At 46.4% G+C, this 17,037-nt stretch carries 13 protein-coding genes, 7 tRNA genes and 1 riboswitch; of the genes, 18 read left to right on the plus strand and 2 right to left on the minus strand.

The genetic code is table 11. From position 1 onward, the window contains the following. Positions 1-212: 212 nt before the first annotated feature. The gene (locus V7R88_RS03795; protein WP_060599160.1) at positions 213-1,250 is read right to left on the minus strand and encodes an LCP family protein; all 1,038 of its coding nucleotides are present in this window, start codon (positions 1,248-1,250) and stop codon (positions 213-215) included. Positions 1,251-1,510: 260 nt separating this feature from the next. Between V7R88_RS03795 and V7R88_RS03800 the strand changes: the two genes are divergently transcribed. Further along, positions 1,511-2,173, plus strand: coding sequence for a phosphatase PAP2 family protein (locus V7R88_RS03800; protein WP_054397864.1), 663 nt, complete (start codon positions 1,511-1,513; stop codon positions 2,171-2,173). A 195-nt stretch (positions 2,174-2,368) separates the two neighbouring features. Here V7R88_RS03800 and V7R88_RS03805 read toward each other — a convergent pair whose 3' ends face one another. Beyond that, positions 2,369-3,163, minus strand: coding sequence for an alpha/beta hydrolase (locus tag V7R88_RS03805; RefSeq protein ID WP_060599159.1), 795 nt, complete (start codon positions 3,161-3,163; stop codon positions 2,369-2,371). A 62-nt stretch (positions 3,164-3,225) separates the two neighbouring features. On the opposite strand from V7R88_RS03805, the gene V7R88_RS03810 reads away from it, so the two are divergent. The 17 genes from V7R88_RS03810 (at position 3,226) to V7R88_RS03890 (ending at position 16,979) form a co-directional block, all read left to right on the plus strand. Then, on the plus strand, positions 3,226-3,771 hold the full coding sequence (locus V7R88_RS03810) for a GNAT family N-acetyltransferase (protein ID WP_057717390.1): 546 nt from the start codon (positions 3,226-3,228) through the stop codon (positions 3,769-3,771). An 11-nt stretch (positions 3,772-3,782) separates the two neighbouring features. After that, complete coding sequence (locus V7R88_RS03815) at positions 3,783-4,307, plus strand: Rrf2 family transcriptional regulator (RefSeq protein ID WP_057717389.1); 525 nt, start codon at positions 3,783-3,785, stop codon at positions 4,305-4,307. 185 nt (positions 4,308-4,492) lie between these two features. Continuing rightward, positions 4,493-6,175 carry an acetolactate synthase AlsS gene (gene alsS / locus V7R88_RS03820; RefSeq protein WP_054397870.1) on the plus strand — a complete coding sequence of 561 codons (1,683 nt, stop codon included), beginning with the start codon at positions 4,493-4,495 and terminating at the stop codon, positions 6,173-6,175. A 58-nt stretch (positions 6,176-6,233) separates the two neighbouring features. Beyond that, positions 6,234-6,415: riboswitch (Lysine riboswitch) on the plus strand. Positions 6,416-6,558: 143 nt separating this feature from the next. Continuing rightward, positions 6,559-8,010 (plus strand): amino acid permease, encoded by a 1,452-nt coding sequence (locus tag V7R88_RS03825; RefSeq protein WP_054397873.1) that lies wholly within the window; start codon positions 6,559-6,561, stop codon positions 8,008-8,010. A 327-nt stretch (positions 8,011-8,337) separates the two neighbouring features. After that, a complete protein-coding gene (locus V7R88_RS03830) occupies positions 8,338-9,111 on the plus strand; it encodes a M15 family metallopeptidase (RefSeq protein WP_060599158.1) in 774 nt (257 codons plus the stop codon). A gap of 359 nt (positions 9,112-9,470) precedes the next feature. Continuing rightward, entirely contained in the window at positions 9,471-10,106 is a 636-nt protein-coding gene (locus tag V7R88_RS03835) for a deoxynucleoside kinase (protein WP_054397878.1), read from the plus strand. A 282-nt stretch (positions 10,107-10,388) separates the two neighbouring features. Continuing rightward, positions 10,389-11,666 carry a serine--tRNA ligase gene (serS, locus tag V7R88_RS03840; RefSeq protein WP_054397881.1) on the plus strand — a complete coding sequence of 426 codons (1,278 nt, stop codon included), beginning with the start codon at positions 10,389-10,391 and terminating at the stop codon, positions 11,664-11,666. Between the two features lie 416 nt (positions 11,667-12,082). Next, positions 12,083-12,164: transfer RNA gene (locus tag V7R88_RS03845), tRNA-Leu, on the plus strand. Positions 12,165-12,167: 3 nt separating this feature from the next. Continuing rightward, positions 12,168-12,240, plus strand: a tRNA-Thr gene (locus tag V7R88_RS03850). Positions 12,241-12,264: 24 nt separating this feature from the next. Then, positions 12,265-12,336, plus strand: a tRNA-Gly gene (locus V7R88_RS03855). A gap of 8 nt (positions 12,337-12,344) precedes the next feature. Further along, positions 12,345-12,430: transfer RNA gene (locus V7R88_RS03860), tRNA-Leu, on the plus strand. A gap of 10 nt (positions 12,431-12,440) precedes the next feature. Next, positions 12,441-12,514, plus strand: a tRNA-Arg gene (locus tag V7R88_RS03865). A gap of 7 nt (positions 12,515-12,521) precedes the next feature. After that, positions 12,522-12,595, plus strand: a tRNA-Pro gene (locus tag V7R88_RS03870). Between the two features lie 50 nt (positions 12,596-12,645). Continuing rightward, positions 12,646-12,719: transfer RNA gene (locus V7R88_RS03875), tRNA-Pro, on the plus strand. Between the two features lie 489 nt (positions 12,720-13,208). Next, positions 13,209-13,676 carry a CtsR family transcriptional regulator gene (locus V7R88_RS03880; RefSeq protein ID WP_003644086.1) on the plus strand — a complete coding sequence of 156 codons (468 nt, stop codon included), beginning with the start codon at positions 13,209-13,211 and terminating at the stop codon, positions 13,674-13,676. Between the two features lie 18 nt (positions 13,677-13,694). Then, positions 13,695-16,199, plus strand: coding sequence for an ATP-dependent Clp protease ATP-binding subunit (locus tag V7R88_RS03885; protein ID WP_060599157.1), 2,505 nt, complete (start codon positions 13,695-13,697; stop codon positions 16,197-16,199). Positions 16,200-16,376: 177 nt separating this feature from the next. Beyond that, positions 16,377-16,979: a TetR/AcrR family transcriptional regulator gene (locus V7R88_RS03890; RefSeq protein ID WP_060599156.1), complete on the plus strand. Its 603-nt coding sequence runs from the start codon at positions 16,377-16,379 to the stop codon at positions 16,977-16,979. Positions 16,980-17,037: the final 58 nt, after the last annotated feature.

Genomic DNA, 17,037 nt, shown 5'->3' on the forward strand with positions numbered 1-17,037 from the left:
TAAGTGAAGGGCCAATACTGCGGTCATGAAAAGCGGCCACTGAGTTTGCCAGCGGCGTGTCTTGTGGCAGGCTCGGTCAAATCATGCCCAGGTTAGTGGGTGCGCTTCAAATTTAAGAGATAAAAAGGACCAACTAAGCTGCTTTACTGAGCAGTTTAGTTGGTCCTTTTAAATTAACGGGGCCGCGCAAGTCCCATCATTAAATCAAATTGTTAGTTTTGGTTAGCAAATTTTTCACCGGTCGTCGCAGCCTTTAAGTTCAGAGACTTACGTAAGACGTTCGTGACCCGTTGCTTTTCAGATTGCGAAACAACTTCGAAAGACTGACCATCAATCATCTTACCAGTACCCTGGGCGTGATCAGAGACGATGTTCTTGGTAGCGCTCCGGTAATTAGTGACGATACTAGTTAAATTACCGAATGTTAAGTCGGTCCGCGTTTGTTTAGCAAGTGAATTTAAGAAATCCTGCTTAAGCAAGTTGGAAGCACTCGCGCTTTCTCCAATAATGGCGGTGATCAATTGGCGTTGCCGTTGTTGACGGCCATAGTCACCAAGTGGATCATCGTAACGCATCCGGGAGTAGGCCAAGGCTTTGGCGCCATTCATGTGTTCCTTTTGGCCCTTAGTAAAGGTGTAGCCTTCGTAGGTAAATGTCCGAATTGGGGTAATGTCGACACCGCCAATTTCATTAACAACTTTTTTCATACCACCCATGTTGATCAGTGCGTAGTAATCGATTGGCACGTTCAGCCATTTTTGGACGGTCTTGATGGTCGTTCCAGCACTACCATAAGCATAGGCAGCGTTTAGCTTGGTTGGGAAGTCTTGTTCAAAACCGGAGACAGCCACTTCAGAATCACGTGGCAAACTCATCAGGGTCGTGGTCTTGGTCTTAGGATTGATCGTTGCTAGGATGATCGTATCAGTCCGGCCTTTGTAGTTCCGCCCGAGGGCCCCAGTATCAGTTCCGAGTAATAGGATTGAGACGGGCTTTTTACCATTTAACACGGCACTTGTATTCCGACTCTTTTTAATACCACTACTCTTAAAGACGGTGTCAGCCGCATTCTTGGCATTAAAATAAGTCCGCGCGGCAAAGGCCCCGGTCCCGACTAATAACACGGCAATGATGATTAAAACGGTATTGCGAACGGGGTGTTTCTTCTTGGGTCCGTTGCCGTTCCCCTGTGAATTGTTTTCTTGTGATTTCTCACGATGCATCTCTGAGCGACTTGGCATGTCTTCCATGAACTCTTCCTCCAATGGTAATAGTTATTCATAGTTTAGCATTTTTTCGGGTCAGCGGAAACTGAATCCACGTAAGATTTAGCTTGATTACCGATGACTGTCAGGTAAATCATAACCTTTTTGTTAATAAAACGTGATAAAAATGGGAATTCTTTGTTTTTTTTAAGGTTCCCTGAGAGATATTAATGATTCGTTCAGTCGATTAATAGACTATGGTATAATTTTGTTAATTTTAATATTAAATGGGGGTTCTTGTTTTGATGATCGATAAGTCGCGTAGTCGGCCGATCAAGTTTGTCATTGGGGTAATTTTATTTGCCTATTTAAGCTATTTTATTAGTGACGGCGCGGTTGGTATTGATTTACTAGATGTGGCCTTAACGTCACTGGTCCAAATTAGCAACAGCGGTATTTGGACGGCGTTTTACAAGGTGATTGCTTGGTTGGCGTCACCCGGAATGGACGTTTTGTGGATCATAATCCTGGCGTTTCTAATGTACGGGTTTAAGTATAAGATTCAAGCGTTCTGGGCACTGGCATACATGGTTGGTGCGATGGTGTTAGGTTTTATCGTCAAGCACATTATCGGCCGTGCGCGTCCAATCAGCCATTTGGCGCAGGATACGGGATATAGCTATCCCAGTGGTCACGTCCTAGGAACCTTCGTGTTGGTGAGTGTGATTATCATGTTGGTCGTTCCCGAGTTACCCAGCTACCGAATGGCTATGATCGTCAAGTGGGTGAGCGTTGTGTGGCTGCTATTAGTCATCTTTTCACGCATTTACTTGAACGCACATTATCCAACTGATACGCTGGGGGCCGTGCTACTAGCGTGGTCTTGGAGTCAAATCATGCAGTGGTTCTACGTTTTCTGGGCACCCGGCTTATTAAAGTGGCCGCTCTTCTATCGCTCATATTTATAAAGACAATTAACAAACTTAATCTAATTTATTATCCAGCTGTCGTCCAGGTGACTGAATAATATGCTTAAAATAAAAAAATCGTTTGCTTTAAGACGACTCAACGGGGGGATTGCCACCAACCGAGGAATCGCGTAAAGCGAGCGATTTTTTGTTTACAACTTATATTAGAGCTTACTAGTAGCCGTCAGTGGAAAACTAACGATTATCAGCTAGCCATTCGAGCGCTAACGTTAACCAGTGCGCCACGTGGGGCTGATTGGCGTCTGGTTTCCATGCTGTTTGATCATTTGCCAGAGCTAGTCCGTGGGGGCCATGCTTGAAGACGTGTAATTCATAGGGAATCTTAGCAGTTGCCAACGCGTTCGCATAGGCGAGCGTATTGGTTGCTGGGACGATTGGGTCATCAGCGGTCGTCCAGATAAAGGTCGGCTGATTATCCGAATTGACGTGCTGGTCAGCAGCTAGTTCGGCCGGAGTTGAAGTCCAGGTCGCTAAAGTCGCATCATCTTTGGGGAAACCTAGTAGCGGACTGATAACCGGATAGCCGAGGATCACGTTATTCGGTTTCAACGTAGCGGGCGCTACTTCTAGTTCGGTCGCCACGCGACTTGACCAGTAATCGTTATATAGGGCCACGATATGGCCACCCACACTAAAACCAGCGGGTGTGATCTGTTGCGGATCAATATGCCATTCGGCTGCGTGTTGACGGAGTAAGTTGACCGCTCGTCCTAAATCTAGTACGGGCGCTAATCCGAGCGGCTGCTGATTAGTGAGTAGGGTATATTCCAAGAAAAAGGCCTGGTAGCCGTGGCCGGCGAAAGCCACGGCGAGACTCTCGGCTTGCGCTACAGGAATATGCGTGTATGAACCGCCCGGGACGATAATAATGGCGGGTAGGTTCGTTTGATGTGCGTTCGTATCCGGCTGATGCAAATAACCGGTCAATTGCGCGCACGTTGCGGTTAATTTTTGTTGAATAACTTGCATGCAATCACCTCAATTTGATATGGTTAACATAACTATTATAACGCAAGTCAGGTGGAACAGATATGGGCATGGTTACGGTTACAACTCGTAATGAGCAACTCGAGTTACGGCCATTTACGTTGGCAGATACAGTGGACTATTATGATTTAGTTCGCGACCCGTCAATTGCGGCATCAGCGGGCTTCACGCCAGCACACAGCTTAATGGAAGCGGAGTTTTTGTTGAAACAGCAAGCGAAGCTACCACAGATTTTTGCGATTGAGTTGACGACGATCCACCACGTGATTGGGAGTGTGGGCTTATATGAGCGCATGACTAATACTGGTGAACCGGCCACTTTAGAGATGGATCTCGGGTATATGTTGAACGCTCGATATTGGGGGCGTGGTATTATGACAGCGGCAGTTGCGCGCCTTTTACAATATGGATTCGAGACACTTCATTTGCGGCGAATCACGGCCAGCTGCCTGGCCAATAATCTAGCGTCCAAGCGAATCTTAGAACATGCCAATTTTCGACAGTACGATGCGGTTCGACACCCGGACTACGCCCCGTTTGGCGCTGGTCAGACGGAGTTATTCTTTGATTGTGTGGAATTAAATCTTTAGGAGATGAGTTAATGCAACTCGCAAAATCGTTTGAACAGGCCGCCTGTGTGTTGGTATTGTTGGCCACACAGCAACCTGATGTGCCGTTGACGGCGGATGTTTTGCACGAGCGAATTGGCGGTTCCGCCTCGTACATTCGTAAGATTATTCGCAAGTTAGTGGTGGCGGGGCTGGTTACGTCCACCAGTGGGAATAACGGCGGGGTTCACCTGGCGCGGTCACCGGAGGATATCTCAATCACGGATGTGGTCGCAGCCATCGAGGGGACCTTGCAGACTTTTCCAAACTATGGTTATTTTGACCAAGTATTTAAGGATGTTGAACCGGTTGCGCACGAAGGGACGAAGGTGGTCAACGGGATATTCTCGCGTGCGGATCAATTATGGTTAGATTTTTTGGACCAGCAAAAACTGGCGACGTTGATCAAGGAATTGTTAGTCGTTAACCGGATTCCAGTGCTGGATTGGACGAATTATTCGGATGATAAAATGGGTCAGTTAAATGCGTTGCTGAGCCGGATGCGGTCGCATAAGTGAGACGACGTACAAACTTAACAAAAATTGAGAGCGGTTTCGCTCGGTAAATCAATATTGACGCGCTTTTTCTAATCGGGGATCATTTTCAAAATGATACACTTTATTTCACAAGGCTGAAAATGCTGTTATTAAGGCTTTTTTTATGGTATTCTAACAATGAATTTCACAAGATAGAGGGGAATAACATGGCAGATAAGAAATACTACGGGGCTGATGCAATTGTTGACAGCCTTGTAAATCACGATGTTAAGTACGTTTTCGGGATTCCAGGCGCTAAGATTGACCGGGTCTTTGAACGATTAGAACACCCAGTCAACCCAAAGAGCCCACGGCTGATCGTGACGCGGCATGAACAGAATGCTGCGTTTATCGCTGCCGGAATTGGTCGGATCACTGGGAAACCCGGTGTCGTGATGACGACATCTGGCCCTGGTGCTAGTAATTTGGCTACCGGGCTCGTCACGGCAACCGCTGAAGGCGACCCAGTCTTAGCTATTTCTGGTCAAGTTCAGCGTGCTGACTTGTTGCGATTGACCCACCAAAGTATGAATAACGCGGCCCTATTTAAGCCGATTACGAAGTATAGTGCGGAAGTTCAAGAGCCAGAAAATATTTCAGAAGTGCTTGCGAACGCTTATCAAGAAGCGACGGCTGCCAAGCAAGGTGCTAGTTTTGTCAGTGTGCCACAAGATGTGACTGATTCAATCGTGCGGACACCCGTGATTACGCCGATTCAAGCGCCAAAGCTTGGACCAGCTAGCCCAGTTGAAGCCACGTTATTAGCACAAAAGATCAAAGCAGCTAAGTTGCCAGTCTTGCTTGTTGGGATGCGGGCCTCCTCACCTGAAGTGACGAAAGCCATTCGGAACTTGGTATCCGCGGCTAATTTACCAGTAGTCGAGACTTTCCAAGCAGCTGGTGTGATCTCACGTGATTTGGAAGCGAACCATTTCTTCGGCCGGGTCGGATTATTCCGCAACCAACCAGGGGATATGCTACTGAAAAAGTCGGACTTAGTGATTGCGGTCGGTTATGATCCAATCGAATATGAACCCCGCAACTGGAATGCGGAAGGTAAAGCCCGTATCGTGGTTATCGATGCAATGCGCGCTGAAATTGATCATAATTTCCAACCGGAAACCGAATTGATCGGTGACATTGCCCAGACGTTGGACTTCTTGTTGCCATACATGAAGGGCTATGACATTAGTGATAGCGCCCGGACCTACTTAGGCGAATTACAAGAACGGCTTCAGACCCGTGATTTCGTACCTAACATTGATAAGCAGTCCAAGTTGAATCATCCGCTGTCAGTGATTGCGGCCTTGCAACAACGGGTCAGTGATGACATGACGGTGACGGTCGATGTCGGCAGTCACTATATCTGGATGGCCCGTCATTTTCGGAGCTATGAACCGCGGCACTTGCTGTTCAGTAACGGGATGCAAACGCTCGGGGTAGCCTTACCGTGGGCCATTGCAGCCGCTTTGGTTCGGCCGGACACGCAAATCGTGTCGGTCTCTGGTGATGGTGGCTTCCTGTTTTCCGCGCAAGAGTTAGAAACGGCCGTGCGGTTGAAGCAAAATATCGTTCACTTGATCTGGAATGACGGCACCTACGACATGGTTAAGTTCCAGGAAGAAATGAAGTATGGCGAGGATGCGGCGGTCCACTTCGGTCCGGTTGATTTTGTGAAGTATGCCGAAAGCTTCGGCGCCACTGGCTTGCGGGTCGACCAACCTGCCGACTTGGAAAAGGTACTTGATCAGGCCTTTGCTACGGATGGCCCCGTTGTCGTAGATATTCCAATAGATTATTCTGATAACAAGGCGTTAGGCAAAACGATGTTACCAGACCAATTTTATTAAAATTAACATTATTGACCGGTTGTCAAAAGATGGTCGGTCGGATATAATGGTTGAGTATATCGAAAGAAGAGGACGCGGTTAACAATAGTAGCCGACTGGAAGTGGGTCACCACTTATGAAGGTCAGTGAACGGGGCAACCGCCGAAATCGATGAATCAGTGACCGATTCATCCGTTGGGCCTTGGTTGAATAAATCAAGGACTGTCGCAGCTAGAATAGTTGCGGGGCGCTATCGACGATGAAATCAGCAATTATGTCAATCAATCTGATTAAAGTCTTTTTGCGCACGTTATCGTGAGGCAGAGAGGCTTTTTATATTGGTTGTGCTTACCTGAATCGGTGTGAACACTTTTAGATATAAATCGATTTTTGGAGGTTCTGCAATGGCAGAAAAAGAACATCAGGAAGTGCATCGGTCACTACAGACGCGGCACTTATCCATGATTGCACTAGGTGGTAGTATCGGGACCGGATTGTTTGTCGCATCCGGTTCGGCAATTTCGACGGCTGGGCCCGGGGGTGCGTTGTTAGCCTACGTGGGTATTGGGATTATGGTTTACTTTTTAATGACTAGTCTAGGCGAGATGGCAACTTATTTGCCCGTCTCAGGCTCGTTTTCCACGTATGCCACTAAGTTCGTTGACCCGGCGCTCGGATTTGCGATGGGCTGGAATTACTGGTTCAACTGGGCAATCACGTTAGCGGTCGATATTAGTACGGCAGCGATTGTCATGCAGTTCTGGCTGCCATCCGTACCAGGTTGGGTCTTTAGTCTGATTGCGCTCGTTTTGATTTTTACGATCAACGCGCTGTCAGTCCGGTCGTTTGGCGAAACTGAGTACTGGCTGTCACTTATTAAAGTGGTGACCGTACTCGTATTCTTGGTCATCGGTGTGCTGACGATCGTGGGAATCATGGGCGGTCATGCCACTGGTCTCAGTAACTTCACCTATAAAAAGGCGCCGTTTGTTGGTGGGATTCCAACTATCTTGAGCGTTTTCGTGGTCGCTGGTTTTTCGTTTCAAGGAACTGAATTAATCGGGATCACGGCGGGCGAGTCAGCGACACCGGAGAAAAGTATTCCAGCGGCAATTAAACAAGTTTTCTGGCGTATTTTGTTATTTTACATTCTAGCCATTTTCGTGATTGCGGCAATCATTCCTTATACGTCGAAGGATCTCTTAGGGTCATCGGCAAGCGATATTGCCATCAGTCCGTTCACGTTAGTCTTCAAGCGGGCCGGGTTGGCGGCCGCGGCTAGTGTGATGAACGCCGTTATCTTGACGTCCGTACTATCCGCCGCTAATTCGGGGATGTACGCTTCGACACGAATGCTGTATTCCCTGTCATTACAAGGCTACGCACCGAAGACGTTCGGTCGGGTCGATCGTCGTGGGATTCCAATCATGGCATTATTAGGAACGACGGTGATTGGATTACTCACGTTCTTATCGAGTCTATTCGGGGAACGGATTTACATCTTCCTCGTATCGGCCAGTGGATTAACGGGCTTTATCGCTTGGTTAGGAATTGCAATCTCACACCTGCGTTTCCGGCGCGCTTTCGTTAAGCAGGGTCATCAATTGAGTGAATTACGGTACCATGCTAAGTGGTTCCCATTTGGCCCTTGGTTCGCCTTTATCTTGTGTGTCGTGGTCATTATCGGTCAAGACTTGCATTCATTTGCAACACTTGATTGGCAGGCCATTGGAGTGACTTACATGAGCATTCCACTATTCATCATCTTGTATGTTTATTATAAGATTCGACACCACACCAAGATGATTCCGTTAGATAAGGTCGATTTAACACGCAAAAAACATCACCAAGATTAAGTGCTAATTTGAATTAATGCGGTTGACGTTAAGTCAATCGCATTTTTTGATGGCACTAGTCGAGTGAATCACAGCCAAGTGCGGTCGTGTTTTTAGTGTGTTGATTGGGGTTGCCAAGCCTGCCGCAATTGATCGCGGAGCAGTGCTTGAGAAGGACCGGAATCCTGAATATAATTAAACCAAAATTGGGGGGTGTGCGCGTCGATTAACTATGGTAATTTGATAGAATGAATAGATGAAATCATTAAAAATTAGCAAACTTATCCTTAAGCGTACGCGAGTCGGGCATGATTATGCTAAGCTGAAATGAGAAAGGCAGCGAGAGAGATGTTAAAGAGAAATTTGTTAAGAGGTCTAGCGTTAGTGTCATTAGCAGGCGTTTTGGCGGGCTGTGGTACGAATCAGTCGACGTCTAAAGCCACCAGTAGTTCTGCAAGTTCCAAGTCGACTAAGACGCAGACCAAACGGCAGCGACTAATTAGTGCCTTGCCGAAGGGTGTCAAATCGACTGACAGTGACTTAGTGGTCGTCAATAAGTGGCATAAGCGCTCTGAGATGACGTTCAGCAAGTCAAGTGTTGATGGTATTGAAGTCCGTAGTTCCATTGTGAAGCCGCTAGAGGCCTTTCTAGCGGGTGCGAAAAAAGCCGGCTATCCGGCGACCATCGTATCGGGATATCGTTCCGTTGCTTATCAAAAAGAGGTTTGGAACCAATCGATTCAAACCTATGAGAACCAAGGGAAATCCGCCAAGGAAGCCCTGAAGCTGACCAAAGAATATGTTGCGGTCCCTAGCGGTAGTGAGCACGAAACTGGGCTCGCAGCGGATATCATGAATACGCACTGGTACAGTACGCACGGTAACCAGCTGCTGTCATCGTCTGATAAGAACAAGGGCCAGCAGTGGCTGATCAATCACGCGGCAGACTATGGATTTGTGTTGCGGTTTACTAAGGACGGTAAGCAATCGACCGGGATCGATTATGAATCTTGGCATTTCCGTTATGTTGGTAAGGCGAGTGCGGAATTTATGACCAAGCACAATCTGACCCTCGAACAATACGTCAGTTTGTTGCAGGCCCGCGAAAAGGCGGCCAAGTAGCCTGATCTGGCACGCTCTGGAAGACTAAATCAAGTGTAATTATGGCGCCAGTTAGGAAGTCACTAACGGGCGCTTTTAATTTCGCTGACTTTCCTCGCTAGGGGCATAGGCGCATCACAACAAGTCCTCATTGGGGCACGGCGTATTTCGGGTGAGTTTCAAAAGCGTAGATTGATGTGTGTCGGTTTTGGGCGGCTGTTCGAAGGACTGATTTATTGCGAATTTCTGACATGGGCCACGAAGTTTTTTACTGAATTAACTCACCAGATATTGCATTTTAAGACGTGGGTGCGTACAATATGTAGTGTTGCTTTTAGAGATAATCAAAATTTTGACGTGATTAAAAGGAGAGACGCCCCATGCTTGTAATGTCAGGAACAATCGGTGCCGGCAAGACGAGTTTAACGCAGTTAGTGGCTAACCACTTTGGTTCTAAAGCGTTTTACGAGTCAGTTGATGATAATCCCATTTTGCCGTTATTTTATAAGGATCCTAAGAAGTACGCCTTCTTATTACAAATCTACTTTTTAAATAAACGGTTGGATAGTATTAAATCAGCTTTTGCTAACGATCTGGACGTCTTAGACCGGTCGATTTTTGAAGATTCACTATTGTTCCATTTGAATGGTGATCTTGGCCGAGCAACCTCTACCGAAGTTGACATTTATGATTCATTATTGGACAATATGATGCAGGAATTGCCAGAAGCATCTCATCAAAAGAGTCCTGATTTACTTATTCATATCAACATTTCTTTTGAGACGATGTTGAAACGAATCCAAAAGCGGGGCCGTTCTTACGAACAAATCGATCAAGATCCTGATTTATATAAATATTATCAGACTTTGAATGAACGTTATGACGACTGGTACGCTAATTACGATCATAGCCCGAAGATGCAGATTGACGGGGATCAGCTTGATTTTGTCGCCGATGCGGATGCGCGTAAAGAAGTCATTCGGTTAATTGACGAAAAAGTGGCCAGTTTAGGCTAGTTGCCTTTTTAGGATCAATGCTCTATAGTAGACAGTGAATATTAAACACGGCGCGTTTTTAAGTAGACGTTCAGAGAACCGGTGGGTGGTGTGAACCGGCAGTCGAAACTCCGGCGCGACAATGTGGGCAGGTAATACTGCACGGCACGGCCGTTATCCGTTTAAGGGTGGGATTAATCATGATCCTGAACTTGGGTGGTACCGCGAATCGCAGTCTCTTCGTCCCAATTGGGAGGAGAGACTGTTTTTATTTACGATAAAAAGTAAGAAGGAGACGTCGTTATGTTAGATGTTAAGATGATTCGTCAAAACCCAGATTTCGTGAAAGAACAGCTTGGTCATCGGGGTGTTGCTGCGAGTGACATCGATGATTTATTGGCTGCTGATGAAAAGCGTCGTGAATTGATCGCTAAGAGCGAACAATTGAAGTCAACGCGTAACCAAGTTTCGGGTGAAATCTCACAGAAGAAGCGGAACAAGGAAGACGCTAGTGCTGAGATTGCAGAAATGCAAAAAGTTAGTGCCGATGTGAAAGCGTTGGATGAAGAACGGCGGACAGTTGATGCCCAAGTTCAGGATATGGCTGCACATTTGCCAAACATGCCCCATCCCGACGTGCCAGTTAGCTTAAAAGAAGAAGACGCCGTTGAATTACGCCGAATCGGGACGCCACGGCATTTTGACTTTACGCCGAAAGCACATTGGGATATCGGTGAAGATTTAGGCATCTTAGACTTTGAACGCGGTGCTAAGGTTTCTGGTAGTCGTTTCTTATACTACGTGGGCGATGGTGCTAAACTGGAACGCGCCGTTTACAACTTTTTCTTAGACCAGCACGAAGCTGAAGGGTATACGGAAGTTTTGCCGCCATACATGGTCACTGATGAATCTATGTACGGTACCGGCCAATTTCCTAAGTTTAAGGAAGACGCTTTCCGGATTACGACGCAAGATTTGACGTTGATTCCAACGGCCGAGGTGCCATTAGTCAACTATTATCGTGATGAAGTTATTCCAGCTGAAAAATTACCAGTTTACTTTACGGCCTTATCACCAGCCTTCCGTGAAGAAGCTGGTAGTGCTGGTCGTGATACGAAAGGCTTGATTCGCTTACACCAATTCAATAAGGTTGAAATGGTTAAGTTCACGAAACCAGAAGATTCATGGGATGAATTAGAGAAGTTGACCAACAATGCCGAATCATTGCTAAAGAAACTTGGGTTACCATATCACGTTATTACGTTAACGACTGGTGACATGAGCTTCACAGCTGCCATGACACATGACTTGGAAGTTTGGTTCCCAGAACAAGACAAGTACCGGGAAATCTCGAGTTGTTCAAATTGTACTGATTTCCAAGCTCGGCGGGCGCACATTCAATATCGCGATGACGATGGCAAATTGCAATTCGTTCATACTTTGAACGGGAGTGGCTTAGCTGTCGGTCGGACCGTTGCGGCCATTTTGGAAAACTATCAAAATGAAGACGGGACGGTTACGATTCCGGATGTATTAGTTCCATATATGCACGGTAAGACGAAGATTGAAAAACAAGGTTAATTGAGATGAAGTTAGCGAACTCGCAGTGATGCGAGTTCGCTTTTTTTGCATAATTAATGAGTATTAAAAGGAACTGTCGATTTTAAAATGTGAGTGGAAATAACGGCCGAGTTGACTAAATAATTGCGGGACGGGCAGAATGTCGGGACAACATTTCAGGCGCAAAAGGGCGAAAAAGCTGGGTTTACTGAAATTTATTCACCTTTTTTTGAAAATAGGGTTTGCTATTTTCGGCTACCGTGCTATAATATTTCTTGTCGGAAAAATATAACTTGTTTATCCAGCAAAAAGTATATTTATCCATTTATTTGAAAAAAGTTGTTGACAAGTATTCAACATGATGATAAAGTTAAATAGTTGTCAAGGCATACCAGTAAGAACTGTTTGAACCGGCAACAAGGCATGATTAACATCATGCGGGTGTGGCGGAACTGGCAGACGCGCTAGATTTAGGTTCTAGTGTCTTACGACGTGGGGGTTCGAGTCCCTTCACCCGCACATGCCGACTTAGCTCAGTTGGCAGAGCATCTCACTAGTAATGAGGAGGTCGGAGGTTCGAATCCTCTAGTCGGCATTTACAATTTAATAGCTTTATTATGCGGAAGTAGTTCAGTGGTAGAACATCACCTTGCCATGGTGGGGGTCGCGGGTTCGAATCCCGTCTTCCGCTTTTAATTTGCCGGGGTGGCGGAATTGGCAGACGCACAGGACTTAAAATCCTGCGGTTAGTGATAACCGTACCGGTTCGATCCCGGTCCTCGGCATTTTAAATAAGCACCCATAGCGCAATTGGATAGAGTGTCTGACTACGAATCAGAAGGTTGTAGGTTCGACTCCTACTGGGTGCATTAGTATCGGGAAATAGCTCAGCTTGGTAGAGCACCTGGTTTGGGACCAGGGGGTCGCAGGTTCGAATCCTGTTTTCCCGATCGTTTAACACAGTCTTAGTTAAGTGCTAAGGCTTTTTATTTAATTTTCTCGGGAAGTAGCTCAGCTTGGTAGAGCACTACGTTCGGGACGTAGGGGTCGCAGGTTCAAATCCTGTTTTCCCGATTACGGTTAAACCAACTAATCCAGTCATTTGACTGGATTTTTTTATGGCCTTTTTTGTAAGCAGGGGTGTTTCAACGGTCAGGGGACACTTTTGCGACGTTACTCACTAAGTCAGCCATGTGAAGAATACGGTGGTTGTGACTCATAATCCCGACAAGGCAACAGCCACTGTTAGTCATGAGCTCGGAGAAATTAGTCTCGGAACTGCTGTTCATCGTTGTGATACCAGTGCCCATCGCCTGCAATGAGGAGTGACTCAACTTGACATATTTTAAATAGGTAGTTCAATGAATATGGAGACCTAATAATTTAATCATTCTAGGGTATTAAGTGGTTGAATCAATTGAAAGCAATCGTTCGGCGTGCTATGCTGTAACAACCGTTAAGCACATGCTAGTCCGCGGTTTGGGTGAAATTCTTTGCTTTTTTCCATTATCCTCGTATAATAATAGTCAATATTAGTCAAAGATAATGAAAAGGGTGAAGCACATGCAAAGTCAAAATATCTCGGATATTATTGAGAAGTATTTAAAAAGTATTTTGGCGGACTCGGAGCATGTTGAAATTCGACGGTCAGAAATTGCCGACCTTTTCAACGTGGTACCCTCACAGATTAATTATGTGATTAAGACCCGGTTTACGATCCAAAATGGTTACTTAGTTGAAAGTAAGCGTGGCGGTGGGGGTTATATTCGCATTGAAAAGGTTAATTTGGTCGATGATGCTGATGTGTTGGACGCCCTCATACAAGTGATCGGTGATTCAATCACACAACGAGATGCCTATGCGGTCGTCCAGAGTTTATACGAGGACGACGTCTTAAATCGTCGGGAAGCGCAATTGATTTTAGTGGCGATCGATCACGAGACGTTAGGATTGACGGACCGGGACTTAGAAAACAGTCTGCGGGCCCGGATAATTATCGGGATCTTGAACCACTTGCGTTACGAAAGCTAAAGAAAGCGAGGAATCGCAATGGATAACTTATTTACACCTAGTGCCAAAAGTGTGCTGGTACTGGCACAGGAACAGGCCAAATATTTCAAGCATCAGGCAGTTGGTACGGAGCATTTGCTATTAGCCTTAGCCATCGAAAAAAATGGGATTGCTAATAAGGTGCTACAACAATATGCCGTTAGTGAAGATGACATTCGTGAAGAAATCGAACGGTTCACTGGCTATGGGACGTTGAGCAATGTTGGCAAGGATACCTACTTGCCATATTCACCAAAGGCCAAAGAAATTTTGTCCGTTGCTGGTGATGAAGCAAAACGGCTCGGTGCCAACAAGATTGGAACGGAACATTTGTTGTTAGCGATGCTCTCTGATGAAAGTATCCTTTCCTCGCGAATTTTAATGAACTTAAACTTAGACCTTGGTCAGACCCGGAAAGTCGTACTTCGCAAGCTAGGTGTCAGTGACGCTATGAGTAAGCGCAAGGGTAATGCGGCTAACCGCGGTGGTAAGAAGACCGAAGGCACCCCAACTTTGGATTCTTTGGCGCGCGATTTGACGCAACTCGCTAGTGAACAGGAAATGGATCCAGTTGTCGGGCGTTCCAAGGAAGTTAAACGCGTCATTCAGATCCTATCACGGCGGACGAAGAACAATCCGGTCTTGATTGGTGAACCAGGGGTTGGTAAGACAGCAATTGCTGAAGGTCTGGCCCAAAAGATCGTGGCTGGTGATGTACCAACTGATATGGCTGACAAGCGTTTGATGATGCTTGATATGGGCTCATTAGTCGCTGGCACCAAGTATCGTGGTGAATTCGAAGATCGCTTGAAAAAAGTGATCGATGAAATCTACAACGATGGCCATGTGATCTTATTCATCGATGAATTGCATACCTTGATTGGTGCCGGTGGTGCTGAAGGGGCGATCGATGCCTCTAACATTCTGAAGCCCGCACTTGCACGAGGGGAACTCCAAACGATTGGGGCAACCACTTTAAATGAGTATCAAAAGTACATTGAATCTGACGCTGCGTTAGAACGGCGTTTTGCAACGGTCATGGTCAATGAACCGACTGAAGACGAAGCCGTTGAAATCTTAGATGGGCTACGGCCACGGTATGAAGAACATCATCGGGTGACGATTACGGATGAAGCTGTTGATCAAGCAGTCAAGCTGTCTAGTCGGTATATCAGTGATCGATTCTTGCCTGATAAGGCCATTGACTTGATGGATGAGGCGGCAGCCAAGGTTCGTATCGATCAGATGGATCAACCAACGAAGCTATCCAAGAATCAGGACAAGTTAGCGCAACTGCGAGAGGATAAAGAAACGGCAATCGAAGCCCAAGACTTTGAACAGGCCGCTGATATTCGTAAGCAGGAGATGCAACTCAAGCAACGTCTAGATCGAATCGAAGCTGACCAAGATGCTGAGATGACTGAGGGCGCGACGCCACACTATGACTTACAAGTCACGGGTGAGGATATTGCTCAGGTCGTTGCCGAATGGACCGGTGTTCCGTTAACGCAATTGCAAAAATCTGAAAGCGAACGCTTAGTTAACTTGGAAAAGATTTTGCATGAACGGGTCGTTGGTCAACCAGAAGCGGTATCCGCAGTGGCCCGGGCCATTCGCCGTGCGCGGAGTGGCTTGAAAGATCCAAGTCGGCCAATTGGTTCCTTTATGTTCTTGGGACCAACTGGGGTTGGTAAGACGGAACTTGCAAAGGCCTTAGCGGCGGCAATGTTTGGGTCTGAAGACAACATGATTCGAATCGACATGTCTGAATACATGGAACGCTACTCGACTAGTCGTTTGATTGGCTCGGCACCTGGCTATGTTGGTTATGACGAGGGTGGTCAGCTGACTGAGAAGGTTCGCCAGAAACCATACTCAGTGGTACTGTTTGATGAAGTTGAGAAAGCTCATCCAGATGTCTTTAACATTCTGTTACAAGTCTTGGATGACGGTTACTTGACGGATTCTAAGGGTCGGAAGGTAGACTTCAGAAATACCATCTTAATCATGACATCGAACCTCGGCGCTACCACGCTTCGTGATGAGAAGTCCGTTGGTTTTGGTGCAACTGATAAGGCCAACGACTACAATGCGGTCGCTGCGACGATCCGCGCGACATTGAAGCAGACGTTCCGCCCAGAATTCTTGAACCGGATCGATGAAACGATTGTCTTCCATTCATTGAATAAGGAAGAATTACATGAAATCGTTAAGTTGATGTCTCAAGAAATCGTTGATCGGGTCGCTCAACAAGGTATCAAGATCAAAATCACCCCGGCGGCCATTGACGTGGTTGCTAAGGCAGGCTTTGATCCTGAGTACGGGGCCCGGCCAATTCGACGGGCATTGCAGACTGAAATCGAAGATCGGTTGAGTGAAGAACTATTGACCGGTGCAATCAAGGTCGATGACCAAGTCACGATTGGTGCTAGCAAGGGTGCCATTACCATTAATATTAAAAACCAGCCTAAGGCGGATGGTCGTTCGACCGTTTCCTCGAAGTAGGCACGATTAGCTTAAAGATGACGCTTGAAGTGATGTTACACTTCGAGCGTCATCTTTTTGGCGTAAGTGGCACTAACGGATCACCGTTAAAGCAAACCGCAAGATCTGAGGCTGGTGGTTCGGTGCGGATTGGTGTAAATTATAATAGGAAATAAAGTCAAGAAAGAAGATGATGACATGGCGACACGAGCCGAACAGATGGCGAAGACGCACCAGGCAATTTTAGATACCGCCCGGGAACTGTTTTTAAAAAAAGGTTATGATGCGACCAGTACGCGTGACATTGCGAATGCGATCGGTATTACGCAGCCTGCACTCTATCACCATTTTAAAGATAAAGAGGTCATCTTTTTAGCCGTTATTACGACGGTCGGTGCGGAAATCAAGGCGGGGATTGAAGCAATCCAAGCACACACGGATTGGTCTCCGTTGGACCAGTTAACAGAAGTCTCACTATTACTAACGCATAAGCATCCGGCTGATGTCTTCACGTTAATCCATTCCAGCTTTAAAGCATTGACACATGAACATATCCGTGAATTGGGTGGCATCTTCGTAACTGACTATGTTCAGCCGATTCAAACCGTGTTTGAGCATCCGGCGATGCAATTACACGCAGGGGTAACGCCACAGATGGCGACGAATTTCTACATCACTAGCTTGAGCCCACTGTTTAACAGTTTCCATCAGATTGGTGATCCGCATGCGGACGAACGAACCCGCGTACAAACACTCTTGAAGATGATCTTATACGGGGTCGCAGCCGAACCAGAAAATTAATACCAGCGGATGAGTCTACTGGTTGACAACTCGCGTTATACGATGTATATTATAACTT

The organism is Lactiplantibacillus argentoratensis, from assembly GCF_037290055.1.
GTDB lineage: Bacteria > Bacillota > Bacilli > Lactobacillales > Lactobacillaceae > Lactiplantibacillus > Lactiplantibacillus plantarum.